A 14334-nucleotide genomic window follows, 5' to 3' on the forward strand; every position below is an offset into this window, starting at 1 on the left:
TGCTGACTACTCCGGGCGAACGCGTTTCTTGCGGAACGACGGGTTCAGCGTCTGCTTGCGCAGGCGGATGGACTTGGGCGTCACTTCAACCAGTTCATCGTCGTCGATATAGGCGATGGCCTGTTCCAGCGACATCTGGCGCGGCGGCGTCAGGCGAACGGCCTCGTCCTTGCCGGAGGCGCGGACGTTGGTCAGCTGCTTGCCCTTGATCGGGTTGACGTCCAGGTCGTCCCAGCGCGCGTTCTCGCCGATGATCATGCCCTGATAGGTCTTTTCGCCGGCGCCGACGAACATGATGCCGCGGTCTTCCAGGTTCCACAGGGCGAAGGCGGCGGTTTCACCGTCCGAGTTCGAGATCAGAACGCCCTTCAGACGACCGGCGATGGCGCCCTTGTGCGGCTCGTAGTGGCTGAACACGCGGTTCAGCACGCCCGAACCACGCGTGTCGGTCAGGAACTCGCCCTGATAGCCGATCAGCGAACGCGACGGCGCCTTCAGGCTGATGCGGGTCTTGCCGGCGCCCGACGGGCCCATGTCGGTCATTTCGGCCTTACGCGCCGACAGCTTCTCGATGACGATGCCCGAGAACTCGTCGTCGACGTCGATCATGACGTCTTCGATCGGCTCCAGCTTCTCGCCGTTCTCGCCGGTCTGGAACACCACGCGCGGACGCGAGATCGAGACCTCGAAGCCTTCGCGGCGCATGTTCTCGATCAGAACGCCCAGCTGCAGTTCGCCACGGCCGGCGACTTCATAGGCGTCGCCGCCTTCGGTCGTAGTCACGCGGATGGCGACGTTGGCCTCAGCCTCCTTCAGAAGGCGATCACGGATGACGCGCGACTGGACCTTGTCGCCTTCGCGACCGGCCAGGGGGCTGTCGTTGACCGAGACGGTCATGGAGATGGTGGGCGGATCGATCGGCTGGGCGGGCAGAGGCTCGGTGACTTCCATGGCGCACAGGGTGTCGGCCACGGTCGCCTTGGACATGCCGGCGATGGCGACGATGTCGCCCGCTTCCGAACCCTCGTCCAGGGCCTGACGCTTCAGGCCGCGGAAGGCCAGCACCTTGGTGATGCGGCCGCGTTCGATTTCCTTACCTTCACGGTCCAGGGCATGGATCGCCATGCCGGGAACGGCCTTGCCGCTCTCGATGCGGCCGGTCAGCAGACGCCCCAGGAACGGATCGCTTTCGATCAGCACGTCCAGCATGCGGAAGGGCTTGTCGCGGTTGGCCTGGACGGCGGGCGGCGGGACGTGATCGACGATCAGGTCGAACAGCGGAGCCAGATTGTCATTCGGCTGGTTCAGGTCCAGCGTCGCCCAGCCGTTGCGGCCCGAGGCGTAGATGTGCGGGAAGTCCAGCTGCTCGTCCGTCGCGCCGATGGCGGCGAACAGGTCGAAGGTCTCGTTGTGGACGCGGTCCGGATCGGCGTGGGCGCGGTCGACCTTGTTGATGCACAGGATCGGGCGCAGGCCCATCTTCAGCGCCTTGGTCAGCACGAACTTGGTCTGGGGCATGACGCCCTCTTCGGCGTCGACCAGGATGACGCAGCCGTCCACCATGCCCAGGATGCGCTCGACCTCGCCGCCGAAGTCGGCGTGGCCGGGGGTGTCGATGATGTTGATGCGGGTTTCACCGGCCTTGCCGTTCCAGAGCACCGACGTGCACTTGGCCAGGATGGTGATGCCGCGCTCTTTTTCCTGGTCGTTGGAGTCCATCGCGCGCTCGGTCTGCGCCTCGTTGGCTCGGAAGACGCCGGACTGGGCGAGCAGTTGGTCCACCAGGGTCGTCTTGCCGTGGTCGACGTGGGCGATGATGGCGACGTTGCGCAGGTTCATTTGAGTATCGCGAAAAGGCGCGGCCGGCATACGGGCGGCCGCTGGTCATGAAAAGGCATGCGGGAGGCGCGCGCCTCTTACAGGCATGTGGACAGAAAGACCAGAGCGGGCGTTCGCCGCGCTGATCGCCGCCTTACCGATATTTCATCCCCGACGCCGCATCTGACGCCGCCGACGGACGCCTCCTTCCCACGACGGGCCTGACGCAGGCCCATTCCGATGGGAGATGACGATGGGTTTGATGATCGCAGCCGCGCTTGCCGCCGCCTTGGGCACCGGCCAGGCGCCGGACATGCATGTGAACGCCGAGGGACTGAATATGGCCCGACCTGGCGAGGCGATGATCCTGGCCGGTCGCATCCGCGCCGCCAGCCGCGACTGGTGCGCCGTCCATCGCGCGATCCTGACGCCCGACAGCCTTGGCGACGCCAGCGTCTGCGAGCGTGAAATGAGGCGTCGGGCCTATGTCGCTCTGCCCCGTCCTCAACGCACGCATTTCGTGCGCGCGGGCGGACAGACCGCGCTCAATCGGCGCTAGAGCGGCCGGAGCATATAGCGGGCGTCGGCGCCGTAGCTAGCCAGTTTGGCCGCCATGGCCTCGGCGGGCTGCTCGACGAAACCGTGTCGCGACCAGAACCCGACGGCGTCATTGACGGCGACCAGGGCGATGGCGGGCCATCCGTCTTCCGTCGCCTGTTCGGCCAGTCGCTCGACGATGGCGCCGGTCACGCCCCCGCCCCGCGCCTCGGGGTGCAGGGCCAGATCGTGCAGATAGATCAGGTCCGGCTGGGCCGGCAGGCCCTCGATCACCGTGTTCAGCGGCGGCGCGCTCTCGGCCTTCCACGGATAGGCGATCAGATAGCCGCGCGCCGGTTCGTCACCGTCCGCCAGAACGAAACATCCGCGCGGATACAGCGCCAGGCGGTTCTCGAAACAGGCCCGGTCCTCGAAATGATCGGGAAACGACAGCCGCGCCACCCCCGTCACCGCCTCGATGTCGTCGGGCCGCATGGGCCGCCATTGCAGGGTCATCAGTTCACCTTGGACGGGTCTGGCGGCGCGTCAGGCAGGGCGGAGACCGGAACACCGTCGTCCTTCAGCTTCTTCACCTCGGCGGGCGTGGCCTCGCCATAGATTTCGCGCTTCTCGGATCGGCCCTCGTGGATGTCGCGCGCCTCGCGGGCGAAGGTGTCGCCGACGTAGTCGAAGTTGGCCTCGACATGGGCGCGAACCTCGCGGGCGGCGGCCATCATCATTGTCTGCATCTTGGCGGCGACGTCAGAGGCGGGATCGGCCTTGCGGGCGCCGCTGACGGCCGGAGCCATGATCGCCTTGTCGACCGCGTGCGAACCGCAGAACGGGCATTCCACCAGCCCCCGCGCCGCCTGATCGTCATAGTCGGTCGAGGAGCCGAACCAGGCTTCGAAGGCGTGGGCCTGGTCGCATTTCAGGGCGTAGCGGATCATGGGGCGTCAGGTGGCGGGCAGGAAATCGCGATCGTGGGTCAGGCTGGGCACGGCGGCGCGCGCCCTGGCCACGGCTTCCATGTCCAGTTTCGCACGCATGATGGAAGGTTCGTCATGATCCGCCTTGGCGATGATCTCGCCCCAAGGGCCGACGACGGTGGATCGCCCCCAGGTGCGACGGCCGTCCTCGTGCAATCCGCCCTGCGCCGGGGCCAAGACGAAGGCGCCCGTCTCGATAGCGCGGGCGCGTAGCAGGGTTTCCCAATGCGCCTCTCCGGTCGGGGCGGTGAAGGCGGCCGGCACGGTGATCATCGACGCCCCGGCCTTGGCCAGCTGGCGATGCAGATGGGGAAAGCGGATGTCGTAGCAGATGGTCAGGCCCAGCCGGCCCCAGGGCGTGTCCGCCACCGACGCCCCGTCGCCTGGCCTCACCGTCGCGCTTTCGCGATAGGTTTCGCCATTGGGCAGGTTCACGTCGAAGACATGCAGCTTGTCGTATCGGGCCACGATCCCGCCCGACCCATCGATCAGCAGCGACCGATTGGCGGCGCGGCCGTCTCCCGCCTGGCCCGACCGGACGATGGCCGAACCGATCAGCAGCCAGACGCCCAGTTCCGCCGCCAGACGACGCAGGCCCAGCACGGCGACGTCCTGGTCCTCGGTCGTGATCGCCGCATCGCGCCGGTCTCGGCGCTGCTCCAGGACATTGGTCCCCTCGGGCGTCAGGATGAACTTCGCTCCGCCAGACGCCGCCTCGCGGATCAGCGGCTCGACATGCGCCAGAGCCGCTCGCGCCGTCGCCGGCGTGCGCGTCTGTATCAGGGCGATGTCGAGCCCGCTGCTCATGGATCAAGCGGCCAGAAGTCCGTCCAGCTTGCCGTCGCGATCCAGCGCGTGGATGTCGTCGGAACCGCCGACGTGCTGACCGTCGATGAAGATTTGCGGGAAGGTCATGCGGCCGCCCGACTTCTCGACCATCTCGGCCTTCTTGTCGGGATCGTTGGAGGCGACGATCTCCGTATAGTCCACGCCCTTTTTCTTCAGCAGCGACATGGCGCTGAAGCAGTAGGGGCAGCCAGGCTTGGTGTAGATGACGACGTCGGCCAAGTTCAGATCTCCAATATAAAATCCAGCGCCTCAAGCCGCGAGCCGCCGCGCGGCGAACGATAGGGCACCCTTCACATAGTCAGTTCACGGGCGTTTCGCACCCGCGCGATGACGGCGAGATCCACGGCGCGCGCTCCGGCGTCGATCAGGGCGCGCGCGCAGGCCTCTCCGGTCGCGCCCGTGGTCAACACATCGTCGATCAGAAGGATGCGTCGTCCCCGGATCCGACGCCGGCCCGCCTCGGTCACAGCGAAGGCCTTCTTGACGTTCACCCGCCGCCCGCGCTGGCTCTTGCCGCCCTGGCTGGTCGTGTGGGTCGTGCGGACCAGGGCGTCGGGCAAATAGTCGCGGCCGGCGTGCCGGGCCAGCGGCCGGGCGATTTCGGCCGCCTGATTGAACCGTCGCGACAACAGGCGAAAACGATGCAGCGGCACGGGAAGGACCACGTCCGCGTCTTCGACCAGATCGGCGGCGGCGCGTTCGATCCAGCGCGCGAACAGCGGAGCGAACTGCTGCTGGTCCCCGTGCTTGAACCTCAGGATCAGGCTGCGCGACGCCTCATCATACAGGCAGGCCGCCCGCGCCCTCTCGAAGGCGTAGGGTTTGGCGATACAGGCGGCGCAGCGATCCTCGGCGAAGGCGCCGCCGTCAAAGTCGAAGGCCGCCCCGCAACCGTCGCAGACCGGCGCCTCCAGAAATCTGATCAGGCTCCAGGCGTCGGGCGTCAGACCGGCCGCAGCCGTCGCCTCTCGGCTGTCGTGCGCCATCGGCGGCAGGATCAGGTCGGCCAGTCCCCGCCCCGCTCCGCGCAAGTGACGCCCCGCCCCTTCCCAGGCGCGTCGCCAGCCCCCATCCTGTGCGTCCATGACCGCCCTCCAATCCCCTTCCGACGGCCCCCCTCGCATCTTCGACGCCGTTCGACGTCAGGCGCGGCTGGCGCGGTCCGCCGCCCAGTTCCCCCAGGCCGACTTCCTGCACGCCCGCGCCGCCGCCAACGCCGCCGAAAGCTTGGAAGCCATATTGCGCGATTTTCCCGTTACGGTCGATCTGTCCGCCCATCCAGGCGTGTTCGATGCGGCGGTCCGGTCCAGCGACGCCGCTGGACGGGTCGGCCCCGTCCAGACGCCCGTCTCTCTGGCCCAACGCGCAGCGCCGGGGGCGGAGGCGTTGCCGCTGGCCGACGCCTCGACCGATCTGATCGTCTCCCTTTTGACCCTTCACTGGGCCAACGACCTGCCCGGCGCCCTGGCCCAAATCCGGCGCGCGTTGAAACCGGACGGCCTGTTCATCGGCACGCTGTTCGGCGCGGGCACGCTGAAAGAGCTTCGCGCCGTCCTGACCGAGGTCGAACTGCAGGAGCGCGGCGGCGCCCAGGCGCGGGTTTCGCCCTTCGCTGACGGCTATGACGGGGCGGCCCTCTTGCAACGCGCCGGGTTCGCCCTGCCGGTATCGGACGTGGACCGCTTCACTGTCCGCTACGCCGACCTGTTCGCCCTGATCCGCGACCTGCGCGCCATGGGCGAGACCAATGTGCTGCACGGACCCGTTCGGCCGCTGAGCCGCCGCATCGTGGCGCGCGCCGCCGCCCTCTATGCCGAGCGCTACGGTCTCGACGACGGCCGCATTCCTGCGACATTCGAGATCATCCATCTGGCCGGCTGGAAGCCGCACGACAGCCAGCAGAAGCCTCTGCCGCGCGGCTCGGCCAAGACGCGGCTGGCCGATGCGCTGGGCGTCAAGGAAATGACGGGCGAAGAGCCGGACTAGCTGATTGCGGCCTGTATGGCGGCGCTCAGCTTATTCACCGTCGCGGCCAGGCCGCCGTTCTGGCTGTTCGCCAAGGCGCTGATCGAGGTCACGATCGCCAGGAAGATCAGGGCGCAGAGCAGCCCGTATTCGATGGCTGTGGCCCCGCTCTCATTGCGCAGGAACCGGCCGATAAGACGTCGCATGGCCGGCCTCCCTGGTCGGCGGTGGTCAGAGCAGGTCGCGCAACCAGGCGACCAGAGGTTCGTCCGCCGGGGGCATGGGATAGTCCGAAAGTTTGCTCGGCTTCACCCAGGCCAGGCCGTCGTGTTCACGCGCCGTGACCACGCCGTCCCACCGTCGGCACAGATACAATGGCATCAACAGGTGAAACGAATCGTAAGCGTGACTGGCGAAAACGAACGGCGACAGACAGTTTTCGCTGACGTCGATGCCCAGCTCTTCCTTCAGCTCGCGGATCAGGGCCTGTTCAGGCCGCTCTCCGGGCTCGACCTTGCCGCCCGGAAACTCCCACAGACCGGCCAGCTTCTTGCCCTCGGGACGCTTGGCGATCAGAACCCGCCCATCCACGTCAATCAGGGCGACGGCGACGACCAGGACGGTGGGAAGCGACGCAGCGGTCACGAGCGATAGTCGCCGTTGATCTCGATGTAGCCCTTGGTCAGATCGCAGGTCCACACGGTCGCCGACGCCCGGCCCGAACCCACGTCGACGGTGATGTCGATCTCGGGGTTCTTCATATAGGCGGTCATCTTGGCCTCGTCGTAGGTCGGGGACGGGGCGCCGTCGACGGCGGCCTGGTGCGGACCGAACTTAATGGCCAGGCGGTCGCGGTCGACCGGCTCCTCGGTCTTGCCCACCGCCATGACGACCCGGCCCCAGTTGGCGTCCTGACCGGCGATCGCGGTCTTGACCAGCGGGCTGTCGGCGATGGACTTGGCCAGCTTGCGGGCCGAGGCGGGCGAGGCGGCCCCGTCTACCGTCACCTTGACGAACTTGGTCGCGCCTTCGCCGTCGCGCACTAGCTGGTGCGCCAGGTCCAACATGACCTTGTCCAAGGCGGCCGAGAAACTCTTCAGCCGGCGATCCCCGACCCGCCCGATGCGCGGCGCGCCCGAGGTGCCGGTGGCGAACAGCAGGGCCGTGTCGTTGGTCGAGGTGTCGCCATCCACCGTCACGCTGTTGAAGGTGGTGCGTACATGCAGGCCCAGCAGAGCCTGCAGCACGTTCGGATGGATGTCCGCATCGGTGACGATGAAGGCCAGCATGGTCGCCATGTCCGGCGCGATCATCCCCGATCCCTTGGCGATGCCGGCGATCCGGACCCTGTAGCCCTCGATCTCGGCCTCGGCGTAAGAGCCCTTGGGGAAGGTGTCGGTGGTCATGATGCCGCGACCGGCCCGGGTCCAGGCGTCCGCCTCCAGTCCGTTCTCGATCTCGGGCAGTTTGGCGACGATCTTCTTGTCGTCCAGCACCACCCCGATCACCCCGGTCGAGGCCAGCATGACGTCGCGCTGACGACAGCCGAACCGTTTGGCGACCTCAGAGGCCGTGCGCCGCGCCGCGTCCGCGCCGGCCTTACCGGTGAAGGCGTTGGCGCATCCGGCGTTGATCACCAGGGCGCGCACATCCTTGCCGCCCTCGGCCCCGGCCAGATGCTTCTTGCACCAGTCCACGGGCGCCGAGCCGATCTTGTGGCGGGTGAAGACCCCGGCGCAGCTGGTCCCACGCGCGAACCGGAACACCACCAGATCGTCGCGTTCATGCTTGTAGAAGCCGGCGCGCGCGGTCGCGATCTCGACCCCGCCGATCGGCGGAATGGTCGGGAACTGCACGGCCAGGGGCGAGATGGCCAGACCCGGCTTGCCGGCGGCGGCCGGCGCAGGCGCAGCGGCCGGGGCGGCATCCGATCCCGGCGTGCGGGTGGCGCGCTTTAGCGCCGTAGCGAACGGGTCCAGCGCCTTTTCGAACGCATGCTCGATCTTCTGGCCGGTCGTGGAGGGAGGCTTGGTCATGTCAGGCGCCCGGAGGAGCGGAAGGAGCAGGCGATGCGGGCGGCGTCTGCGCGGGCAGGCGGACATCCACCTTGGCCTTGCCGCGCAGTTGTTCCAGCAATTGTCGCACGCCCTCATAGGTCAGATAGCGCACGATCTGCGGTCGGGCCTGTTCCAGCGTCGGCGGGTTTTCCTTGCGCCGGTCTTCAACCCTCAGAACGGCCCAGCCGCCCTCGGTCTGGAAAGGCCCGACGGTCGATCCGGCCGGCTTGTCGCGCAGGGCGTCGGCATAGGCTTGGGGCATCACATCCAGCGTCGAATAGCCCAGATCCCCGCCGGAAAACCGCGTCGCCTCGTCGATCGACCGCTCCGCCGCCACCGCCTCGAAGCCAGCGCCCTGGCCCAGAATGCCGATCACGGCGTCCGCCTCGGGCTTGGTGCGCGACAGGATCAGCCGCACGCGGATTTCTTCCGAGGTCTTCGCCAGCCGCAGCTGCTCATTATAAAGGGTCTGCACCGCCTGGTCCGAGACGGCCTTGTTGACCACGCTCTCGACCAACATGTCGCCCAGGATGCGTTCGCGCGTCGCTTCCAGACGCCGCTGCGCCAGAGGTGAAGAGTCCAGCCGCCGCCGCTGCGCCTCTCCGGCCAGCAGCTTTTGGTCGATCACCTCGTCCAGCACCCGGCGGAAGAGATCCGACGTCGTATCCAGCGCCTCGTCCTCGCCGATCAGGCCTTGCGCCACCGCCTCGCGCTTCACGTCCGAAGCCCAGATGGTCTCGTCCTGGACCGTGGCCACGACCTGGTCCCCCTGTTCGGGCGGCCGGTTGTCGCCGCCGCGCGAACAGGCGGCGGTCAAAAGCGCCGCCGTCAGCAAGGCCGCCGTCAGGATGCGTGAAGATCGCCGGAAGGGGGTCAAGGGGGCGCTCCGTCGAAGGCGGCCGAAAGCCCCTCGCGTTGACAGGGGTTAGGCCGGTGCTTAAGTCCCGCCTGCGCCCAAGTCGAGGGGTTTTGATCGTCTGCGCGGCCCTTCGCGCGCGCCTGATGCGGCGCTCCGGGGCTGCGGTCGGTCAGGGCCTCTCTCACGGCGTCCGTATCGCCGCCCCTCACGGGATTTCAGAGCCGCTCAGCTCGCAGACGCTCGACCGCTTACCGGATCCAATATGCTCGGCTTCGCCAAGAAACTTTTCGGCTCTTCCAACGACCGCAAGGTCAAGGCCTTCCAGGACCACGCCCAGCGCATCAATGCGCTGGAGCCCAAGTTCGCCGCCCTGTCCGACGACGAACTGCGGATGATGACCGACGCCTTCCGCGATCGGCTGGCGAACGGCGAGACCCTGGACAAGATCCTGCCCGAAGCCTTTGCGGTCGTGCGCGAAGCCTCCAAGCGCGTGCTGGGCCAGCGTCAGTACGACGTTCAGCTGGCCGGCGGCATGATCCTGCATGAAGGCGGCATCGCCGAAATGCGGACCGGCGAAGGCAAGACCCTGGTCGCCGTGGCGCCGGTCTATCTGAACGCTCTGCCCGGCAAGGGCGTGCACGTCATCACCGTCAACGACTACCTGGCCCGCCGCGACGCCGAGACGATGGGCAAGGTCTATCGCTTCCTCGGTCTTGAGGTCGGCGTCATCGTCAACGGCCTCAGCCAGGGCCAGCGCCAGCAGGCCTACAACGCCGACGTCACCTACGGCACCAACAACGAGTTCGGCTTCGACTATCTGCGCGACAACCTGGTCTATGACCGGCGCGAGATGGTGCAGCGTCCGCACAACTTCGCCATCGTCGACGAGGTCGACTCCATCCTGATCGACGAGGCGCGCACGCCTCTGATCATCTCAGGCCCGACCGAGGACCGTTCGGATCTCTACAAAATCCTCGACGGCCTGATTAAAGATCTGATCAAGGACAAGGACACCTTCGAGCTCGACGAGAAGCAGAAGCAGGTCCTGCTGACCGAGCTGGGCTCCGAGCGGATGGAAGAGGCCCTGGAGGCCGGCGGTCACTTCGCCGCCGACACCACCGGCCTGTACGACGCCGCCAACATCAGCCTGGTTCACCACGCCAACCAGGCCCTGCGCGCCAACACCCTGTATCAGCGTGACAAGGACTATATCATCAAGGGCGGCGAGATCGTCCTGATCGACGAGTTCACCGGCCGCATGATGACTGGCCGCCGCCTGTCCGAAGGCCTGCACCAGGCCATTGAGGCCAAGGAAGACGTCAAGATCCAGCCCGAGAACCAGACCTTGGCCTCGGTGACGATCCAGAACTACTTCCGCCTGTACGAAAAGCTGTCGGGCATGACCGGCACGGCCGCGACCGAAGCCCAGGAATTCGGCGACATCTACAAAATGGACGTGCTGGAAGTGCCGACCAACCGGCCGATCCAGCGCAAGGACTATGACGACGAGGTTTATCGGACCCATGCCGAGAAGAACCAGGCCATCGCGCGCCAGATCGCCGAATGCCACCTCGCCGGTCAGCCGATCCTGGTCGGCACCGTATCGATCGAGCGTTCGGAACAGCTGTCGGACCTGCTGAGCCGCTTCGAATACAAGGTCGAGACCTCGCGCACGCTGAAGCCGGAATATGCGGGCAAGGCCAAGGAAGCCGAGAAGATCGGTGACGCCGCCTATGACATCACCTACGAGACTAAGCTGCGCGGCATTCCGCACAGCGTCCTGAACGCGCGCCAGCACGAGCAGGAAGCCTACATCGTCGCCGACGCCGGCCTGCCGGGCGTGGTGACCATCGCCACCAACATGGCGGGCCGCGGCACCGACATTCAGCTCGGGGGCAACCTCGAGATGAAGATGCAGAAGTGGCTGCTGGAACAGCGCAACACGGCCGTCGAGGTCACGCCGGAAATGGAAACGGCCAAGGAGGCCGAGTTCAAGGCCGAGATCGCCGTCCAGAAGAAGATCGCGCTGGAGGCGGGCGGCCTGTTCGTCCTGGGCACCGAGCGCCACGAGAGCCGCCGCATCGACAACCAGCTGCGCGGCCGCACCGGCCGTCAGGGCGACCCCGGCACCTCGAAATTCTACCTGTCGTGCGAGGACGACCTGCTGCGCATCTTCGCCGGCGACCGCCTCGACTCGATCATGAAGACCTTCGGCGTGGCTGAGGGCGAGGCCATCACCCACCCTTGGCTGAACCGCGCCATCGAGACCGCCCAGAAGCGCGTCGAGACCCGCAACTACGACATCCGCAAGAACCTGCTGAAATACGACGATGTCGTGAACGACCAGCGCAAGGCCGTGTTCGAACAGCGTCAGGAGTTCATGGACTCCGAGGATCTGTCGGAACTGGTCGGCGACTTCCGCCGCGATGTCGTGTCGGACCTGGTCGAACGCTATATGCCGCCCAAGGCCTATGCCGAGCAGTGGGACATCGACGGCCTGGACGAAAAGGTCCGCTCGACCCTGGGGCTTGAACTGCCGCTGCACGACTGGGCCGCCGAGGAAGGCGTGTCGAACGAGGAGATCGAGGAGCGGCTGCTGGCCGCCGCCGACGCTCGCGCCGCCGAACGTCTGGAACAGATCGGCGCCGACCAGACTCGCGGTCTGGAAAAGCAGTTCATGTTGCAGATGATCGACATGCAGTGGCGCGAGCACCTGGTCCATCTGGACCACCTGCGCGGCGTCATCGGCCTGCGCGGCTATGGCCAGCGCGACCCGCTGAACGAATACAAGACCGAAGCCTTCTCGCTGTTCGAGAACCTGCTCTACGACCTGCGCCACAACGTCACCCGCTGGCTGATGACGGTCGAGTTCCGCTTCCAGGCTCCGCCCGAATTGCCCGAGTTCCAGGAAATCCACCTGAACCCCGGCACCGGCGAGAACGAGATGGCCAATCCGTCGGCCCAGAACCCCGAAGGCACGCTGATCGGCGACGACCGCTCCAAACTGCCGATCGAGGCCCTGCCGCCCGGCTGGGAAATGACCGGCCGCAACTCCCCCTGCCCCTGCGGCTCGGGCCGCAAGTTCAAACACTGCCACGGCGCGCTGGTTTAAGAGGCGCGCTACCCGGGGCGCTATCGCTCGCCGCGTGGCGGCTCGCTGCTTGAGCGCTGGGTGAGATGTCCTAAAGAAGAGGGATGACCTACAAGTCCCTCTTCTCCCGCGCCCTGTCAGCGGCGCCCGGTCGGCTGCATTTCGCCGCGCACAGCCATCACCTGTGGCCCGACGCCAGTTTCGAGGCGCAGCAGCAGACCTGGCTCGACGCCAACCTGCATGCCGACCACAAGTGGGATCTCGTCTTCGGTCAGGTGATCCCCGAGGCCCAGGCCCATGTCGCGGCCGAGCTGGCACTGCCCTCGCCCGACAGTATCGTCTTTTCGTCCAACACCCACGACTTCCTGCTGCGTCTGTTTTCGGGCGTTGAGACCAAGCCGGTCCGCATTCTGGCGACCGACGGCGAATTTCACTCCTTCCGTCGTCAGGCCGAACGGTGGGAAGAGGTCGGGGCGGCGGTGGTCACGCGCGTTCCGCTCGCGCCCTTCGACACCTTCGCCGACCGCTTCGTCGCCGAGGCGTCCAGGGGCGGTTACGACTGGATCGTGGTCAGCCAGGTGTTCTTCCGCACCGGGGGCCTGTTCGACCGGATCGAGGAGCTTGCCCCCCTGGCGAGACCCGAAGGGCCTTGGGTGCTGATCGACGGCTATCACGGCTTCATGGCCACCCCGACCGACCTGTCGGCGGTGGCGGACCGGGTCTTCTATGTCTCCGGCGGCTACAAATACGCCATGTCGGGCGAGGGTGTCTGCTTCCTGCACGCCCCGCCCGGCTTCTGCCCGCGTCCTGTCGTCACCGGCTGGTTCGCGGAGTTCGGCGACCTGTCGGGTCCGCCCGGCGGCGTTCAGTATCGCAGCGACGGCGGTCGCTTCTGGGGCGCGACCTTCGACTGCACGCCGCTGTATCGCTTCAACGCCGTGCGCCGAATGCTGGATCAGCAGGGGCTCGACACCGCCGCCATCGCGGCCCATGCGCGCGATCTGGCGACCAAGTTCCAGCAGGCCGTTCAGGGTGGACAGGCCGGGGTCTTGTCGCAAGCCGAAATCCTCAATCCGGTCGAGGGCGAGGCGTTGCGCGCCCGTTTCCTCGCCCTGCGTCATCCCGACGCCCAGGCTTGGTGCGCGGGTCTGCGGGCGGCGAACATCGTCACCGATGTGCGCGACGACGTCATCCGCTTCGGATTCGGCCTGTATCAGGACGCCGAGGACGTCGATCGCCTGATCGCGGCTTGCCGATCCCTCTGATCAGTAGAAGGTCGTGTCGTCCTGCTTGCTGGGCGCCGGTGCCGTGCGCGGCGGCGTCGTCGGACGGTTTGATGCGGGCGGGGTCGCCGGGCGGGCTTCAGGCGAGGGCGGCGTCTGCGTGGTCCCGCCGGTCGGCGCATTGACCGGAGGGATCGCTGGCAGATCCGGATAGGGCATGGCCGAGGGGCGGGCGTCCTGCGCCGGCGCCGCTTCATCGGGCGCGATTGGTCCCGTGTCGGACTGCCCCAACCGGTCGGGCGCGCCGACATCGTCGCGGATGAAGGCCCAGGCCTGCCGATCCGAGCAGCCGCAGGCCTTGAGGAAGCCCTGCTTGTCCCGCCACAGGATCAGCGGATAGCTGATGTCGACGCCGGACTCCTTCAGCAGCTGGCTGAGCCGTTCGTTGAAGCGGCGGCCGGCCTCGACCACGGCGGTGCGCGCCAGATTGCCGTCCGCCTGCGGCACGCCGGCGGCGGTCCAGCTGTTCGACGGCGTCGCCATCCAGCGCTGATAAAGCGGCCAGTCGCGCGTCAGCCACAGCTCCGCGACCTTCGCCCGCTCCGCCGCCGTCGATTGCGCCGCACCCTCCAGATCGGGGCGGGCGAACAGGATGTAGCGCGTCTCGATCCCCGCCGCCTTCAGCTTGGGCGCCTCGTCGCGCGCGTAACGCAGGGCCGAGGCGCTGTCGCGATAGGTGACGATATACAGGGCCTGCCCCCCGCTGCCGTCCGACACCCAGGACGCCTCGTCCAGCAGTTGCTGCACTTCGGCCTGATTGCGGCTGATGGTGACCGGCTGGAACCGCGAATAGAAGTTCCAATAGGCCCAGTATCCGGCGCCGGCGAGCAGCAGGCCGACCACGGCCGCCACGATCGAACCCATCAAAAAGCGACGCATGTAATCG

15 protein-coding genes are annotated in these 14334 nt (G+C 67.1%); 4 read left to right on the forward strand and 11 right to left on the reverse strand.

The genetic code is table 11. The annotated features are described in order from the left end of the window. Positions 1 to 6: 6 nt before the first annotated feature. Positions 7 to 1839, reverse strand: a complete 1833-nt coding sequence (gene typA, locus RT123_RS06120) for a translational GTPase TypA (protein ID WP_055755091.1) — start codon at positions 1837 to 1839, stop codon at positions 7 to 9. A gap of 232 nt (positions 1840 to 2071) precedes the next feature. Here typA and RT123_RS06125 point away from each other — a divergent pair, with 232 nt between their 5' ends. Continuing rightward, positions 2072 to 2377, forward strand: coding sequence for a UrcA family protein (locus RT123_RS06125; RefSeq protein ID WP_066553549.1), 306 nt, complete (start codon positions 2072 to 2074; stop codon positions 2375 to 2377). Here RT123_RS06125 and RT123_RS06130 read toward each other — a convergent pair. The 5 genes from RT123_RS06130 to RT123_RS06150 form a co-directional block, all read right to left on the reverse strand. After that, positions 2374 to 2871, reverse strand: coding sequence for a GNAT family N-acetyltransferase (locus RT123_RS06130; protein WP_066553547.1), 498 nt, complete (start codon positions 2869 to 2871; stop codon positions 2374 to 2376). The two genes, RT123_RS06125 and RT123_RS06130, sit on opposite strands and share 4 nt — an antisense overlap. Then, complete coding sequence (locus RT123_RS06135) at positions 2871 to 3305, reverse strand: DUF1178 family protein (RefSeq protein ID WP_066553544.1); 435 nt, start codon at positions 3303 to 3305, stop codon at positions 2871 to 2873. Before RT123_RS06135 ends, RT123_RS06130 begins: the two co-directional genes overlap by 1 nt. A 6-nt stretch (positions 3306 to 3311) precedes the next feature. Next, the gene (locus tag RT123_RS06140) at positions 3312 to 4151 is read right to left on the reverse strand and encodes a carbon-nitrogen hydrolase family protein (protein ID WP_313008362.1); all 840 of its coding nucleotides are present in this window, start codon (positions 4149 to 4151) and stop codon (positions 3312 to 3314) included. A 3-nt stretch (positions 4152 to 4154) separates the two neighbouring features. Beyond that, the gene (gene grxC / locus RT123_RS06145) at positions 4155 to 4412 is read right to left on the reverse strand and encodes a glutaredoxin 3 (protein WP_055755096.1); all 258 of its coding nucleotides are present in this window, start codon (positions 4410 to 4412) and stop codon (positions 4155 to 4157) included. Positions 4413 to 4483: 71 nt separating this feature from the next. After that, positions 4484 to 5278, reverse strand: a complete 795-nt coding sequence (locus tag RT123_RS06150; protein ID WP_313008364.1) for a ComF family protein — start codon at positions 5276 to 5278, stop codon at positions 4484 to 4486. Here RT123_RS06150 and RT123_RS06155 point away from each other — a divergent pair. Then, positions 5277 to 6179, forward strand: a complete 903-nt coding sequence (locus RT123_RS06155) for a methyltransferase domain-containing protein (protein ID WP_313008365.1) — start codon at positions 5277 to 5279, stop codon at positions 6177 to 6179. The genes RT123_RS06150 and RT123_RS06155 overlap by 2 nt on opposite strands. On the opposite strand, the gene RT123_RS06160 is transcribed toward RT123_RS06155, so the two are convergent. From RT123_RS06160 to RT123_RS06175, 4 genes are read right to left on the reverse strand one after another with little or no spacing between them, the layout of a single operon-like run. Continuing rightward, positions 6176 to 6364 (reverse strand): Flp family type IVb pilin, encoded by a 189-nt coding sequence (locus tag RT123_RS06160; RefSeq protein WP_039246696.1) that lies wholly within the window; start codon positions 6362 to 6364, stop codon positions 6176 to 6178. The two genes, RT123_RS06155 and RT123_RS06160, sit on opposite strands and share 4 nt — an antisense overlap. Before the next feature lie 25 nt (positions 6365 to 6389). Next, complete coding sequence (locus tag RT123_RS06165) at positions 6390 to 6803, reverse strand: (deoxy)nucleoside triphosphate pyrophosphohydrolase (protein WP_091751939.1); 414 nt, start codon at positions 6801 to 6803, stop codon at positions 6390 to 6392. Further along, the gene (argJ, locus tag RT123_RS06170; RefSeq protein WP_313008367.1) at positions 6800 to 8194 is read right to left on the reverse strand and encodes a bifunctional glutamate N-acetyltransferase/amino-acid acetyltransferase ArgJ; all 1395 of its coding nucleotides are present in this window, start codon (positions 8192 to 8194) and stop codon (positions 6800 to 6802) included. The genes RT123_RS06165 and argJ overlap by 4 nt, the downstream gene beginning before the upstream one ends. Before the next feature lies 1 nt (position 8195). Beyond that, on the reverse strand, positions 8196 to 9092 hold the full coding sequence (locus RT123_RS06175) for a peptidylprolyl isomerase (protein WP_313008368.1): 897 nt from the start codon (positions 9090 to 9092) through the stop codon (positions 8196 to 8198). A gap of 244 nt (positions 9093 to 9336) precedes the next feature. Here RT123_RS06175 and secA point away from each other — a divergent pair, with 244 nt between their 5' ends. After that, positions 9337 to 12186: a preprotein translocase subunit SecA gene (gene secA, locus RT123_RS06180; protein ID WP_313008369.1), complete on the forward strand. Its 2850-nt coding sequence runs from the start codon at positions 9337 to 9339 to the stop codon at positions 12184 to 12186. Between the two features lie 83 nt (positions 12187 to 12269). Further along, a complete protein-coding gene (locus RT123_RS06185; RefSeq protein WP_313008370.1) occupies positions 12270 to 13430 on the forward strand; it encodes an aminotransferase class V-fold PLP-dependent enzyme in 1161 nt (386 codons plus the stop codon). On the opposite strand, the gene RT123_RS06190 is transcribed toward RT123_RS06185, so the two are convergent. Further along, the gene (locus RT123_RS06190; protein WP_313008371.1) at positions 13431 to 14327 is read right to left on the reverse strand and encodes a hypothetical protein; all 897 of its coding nucleotides are present in this window, start codon (positions 14325 to 14327) and stop codon (positions 13431 to 13433) included. Between the last annotated feature and the right edge of the window lie 7 nt (positions 14328 to 14334).

The sequence above is a fragment of the Brevundimonas vesicularis genome, assembly GCF_032067225.1.
GTDB lineage: Bacteria > Pseudomonadota > Alphaproteobacteria > Caulobacterales > Caulobacteraceae > Brevundimonas > Brevundimonas vesicularis_F.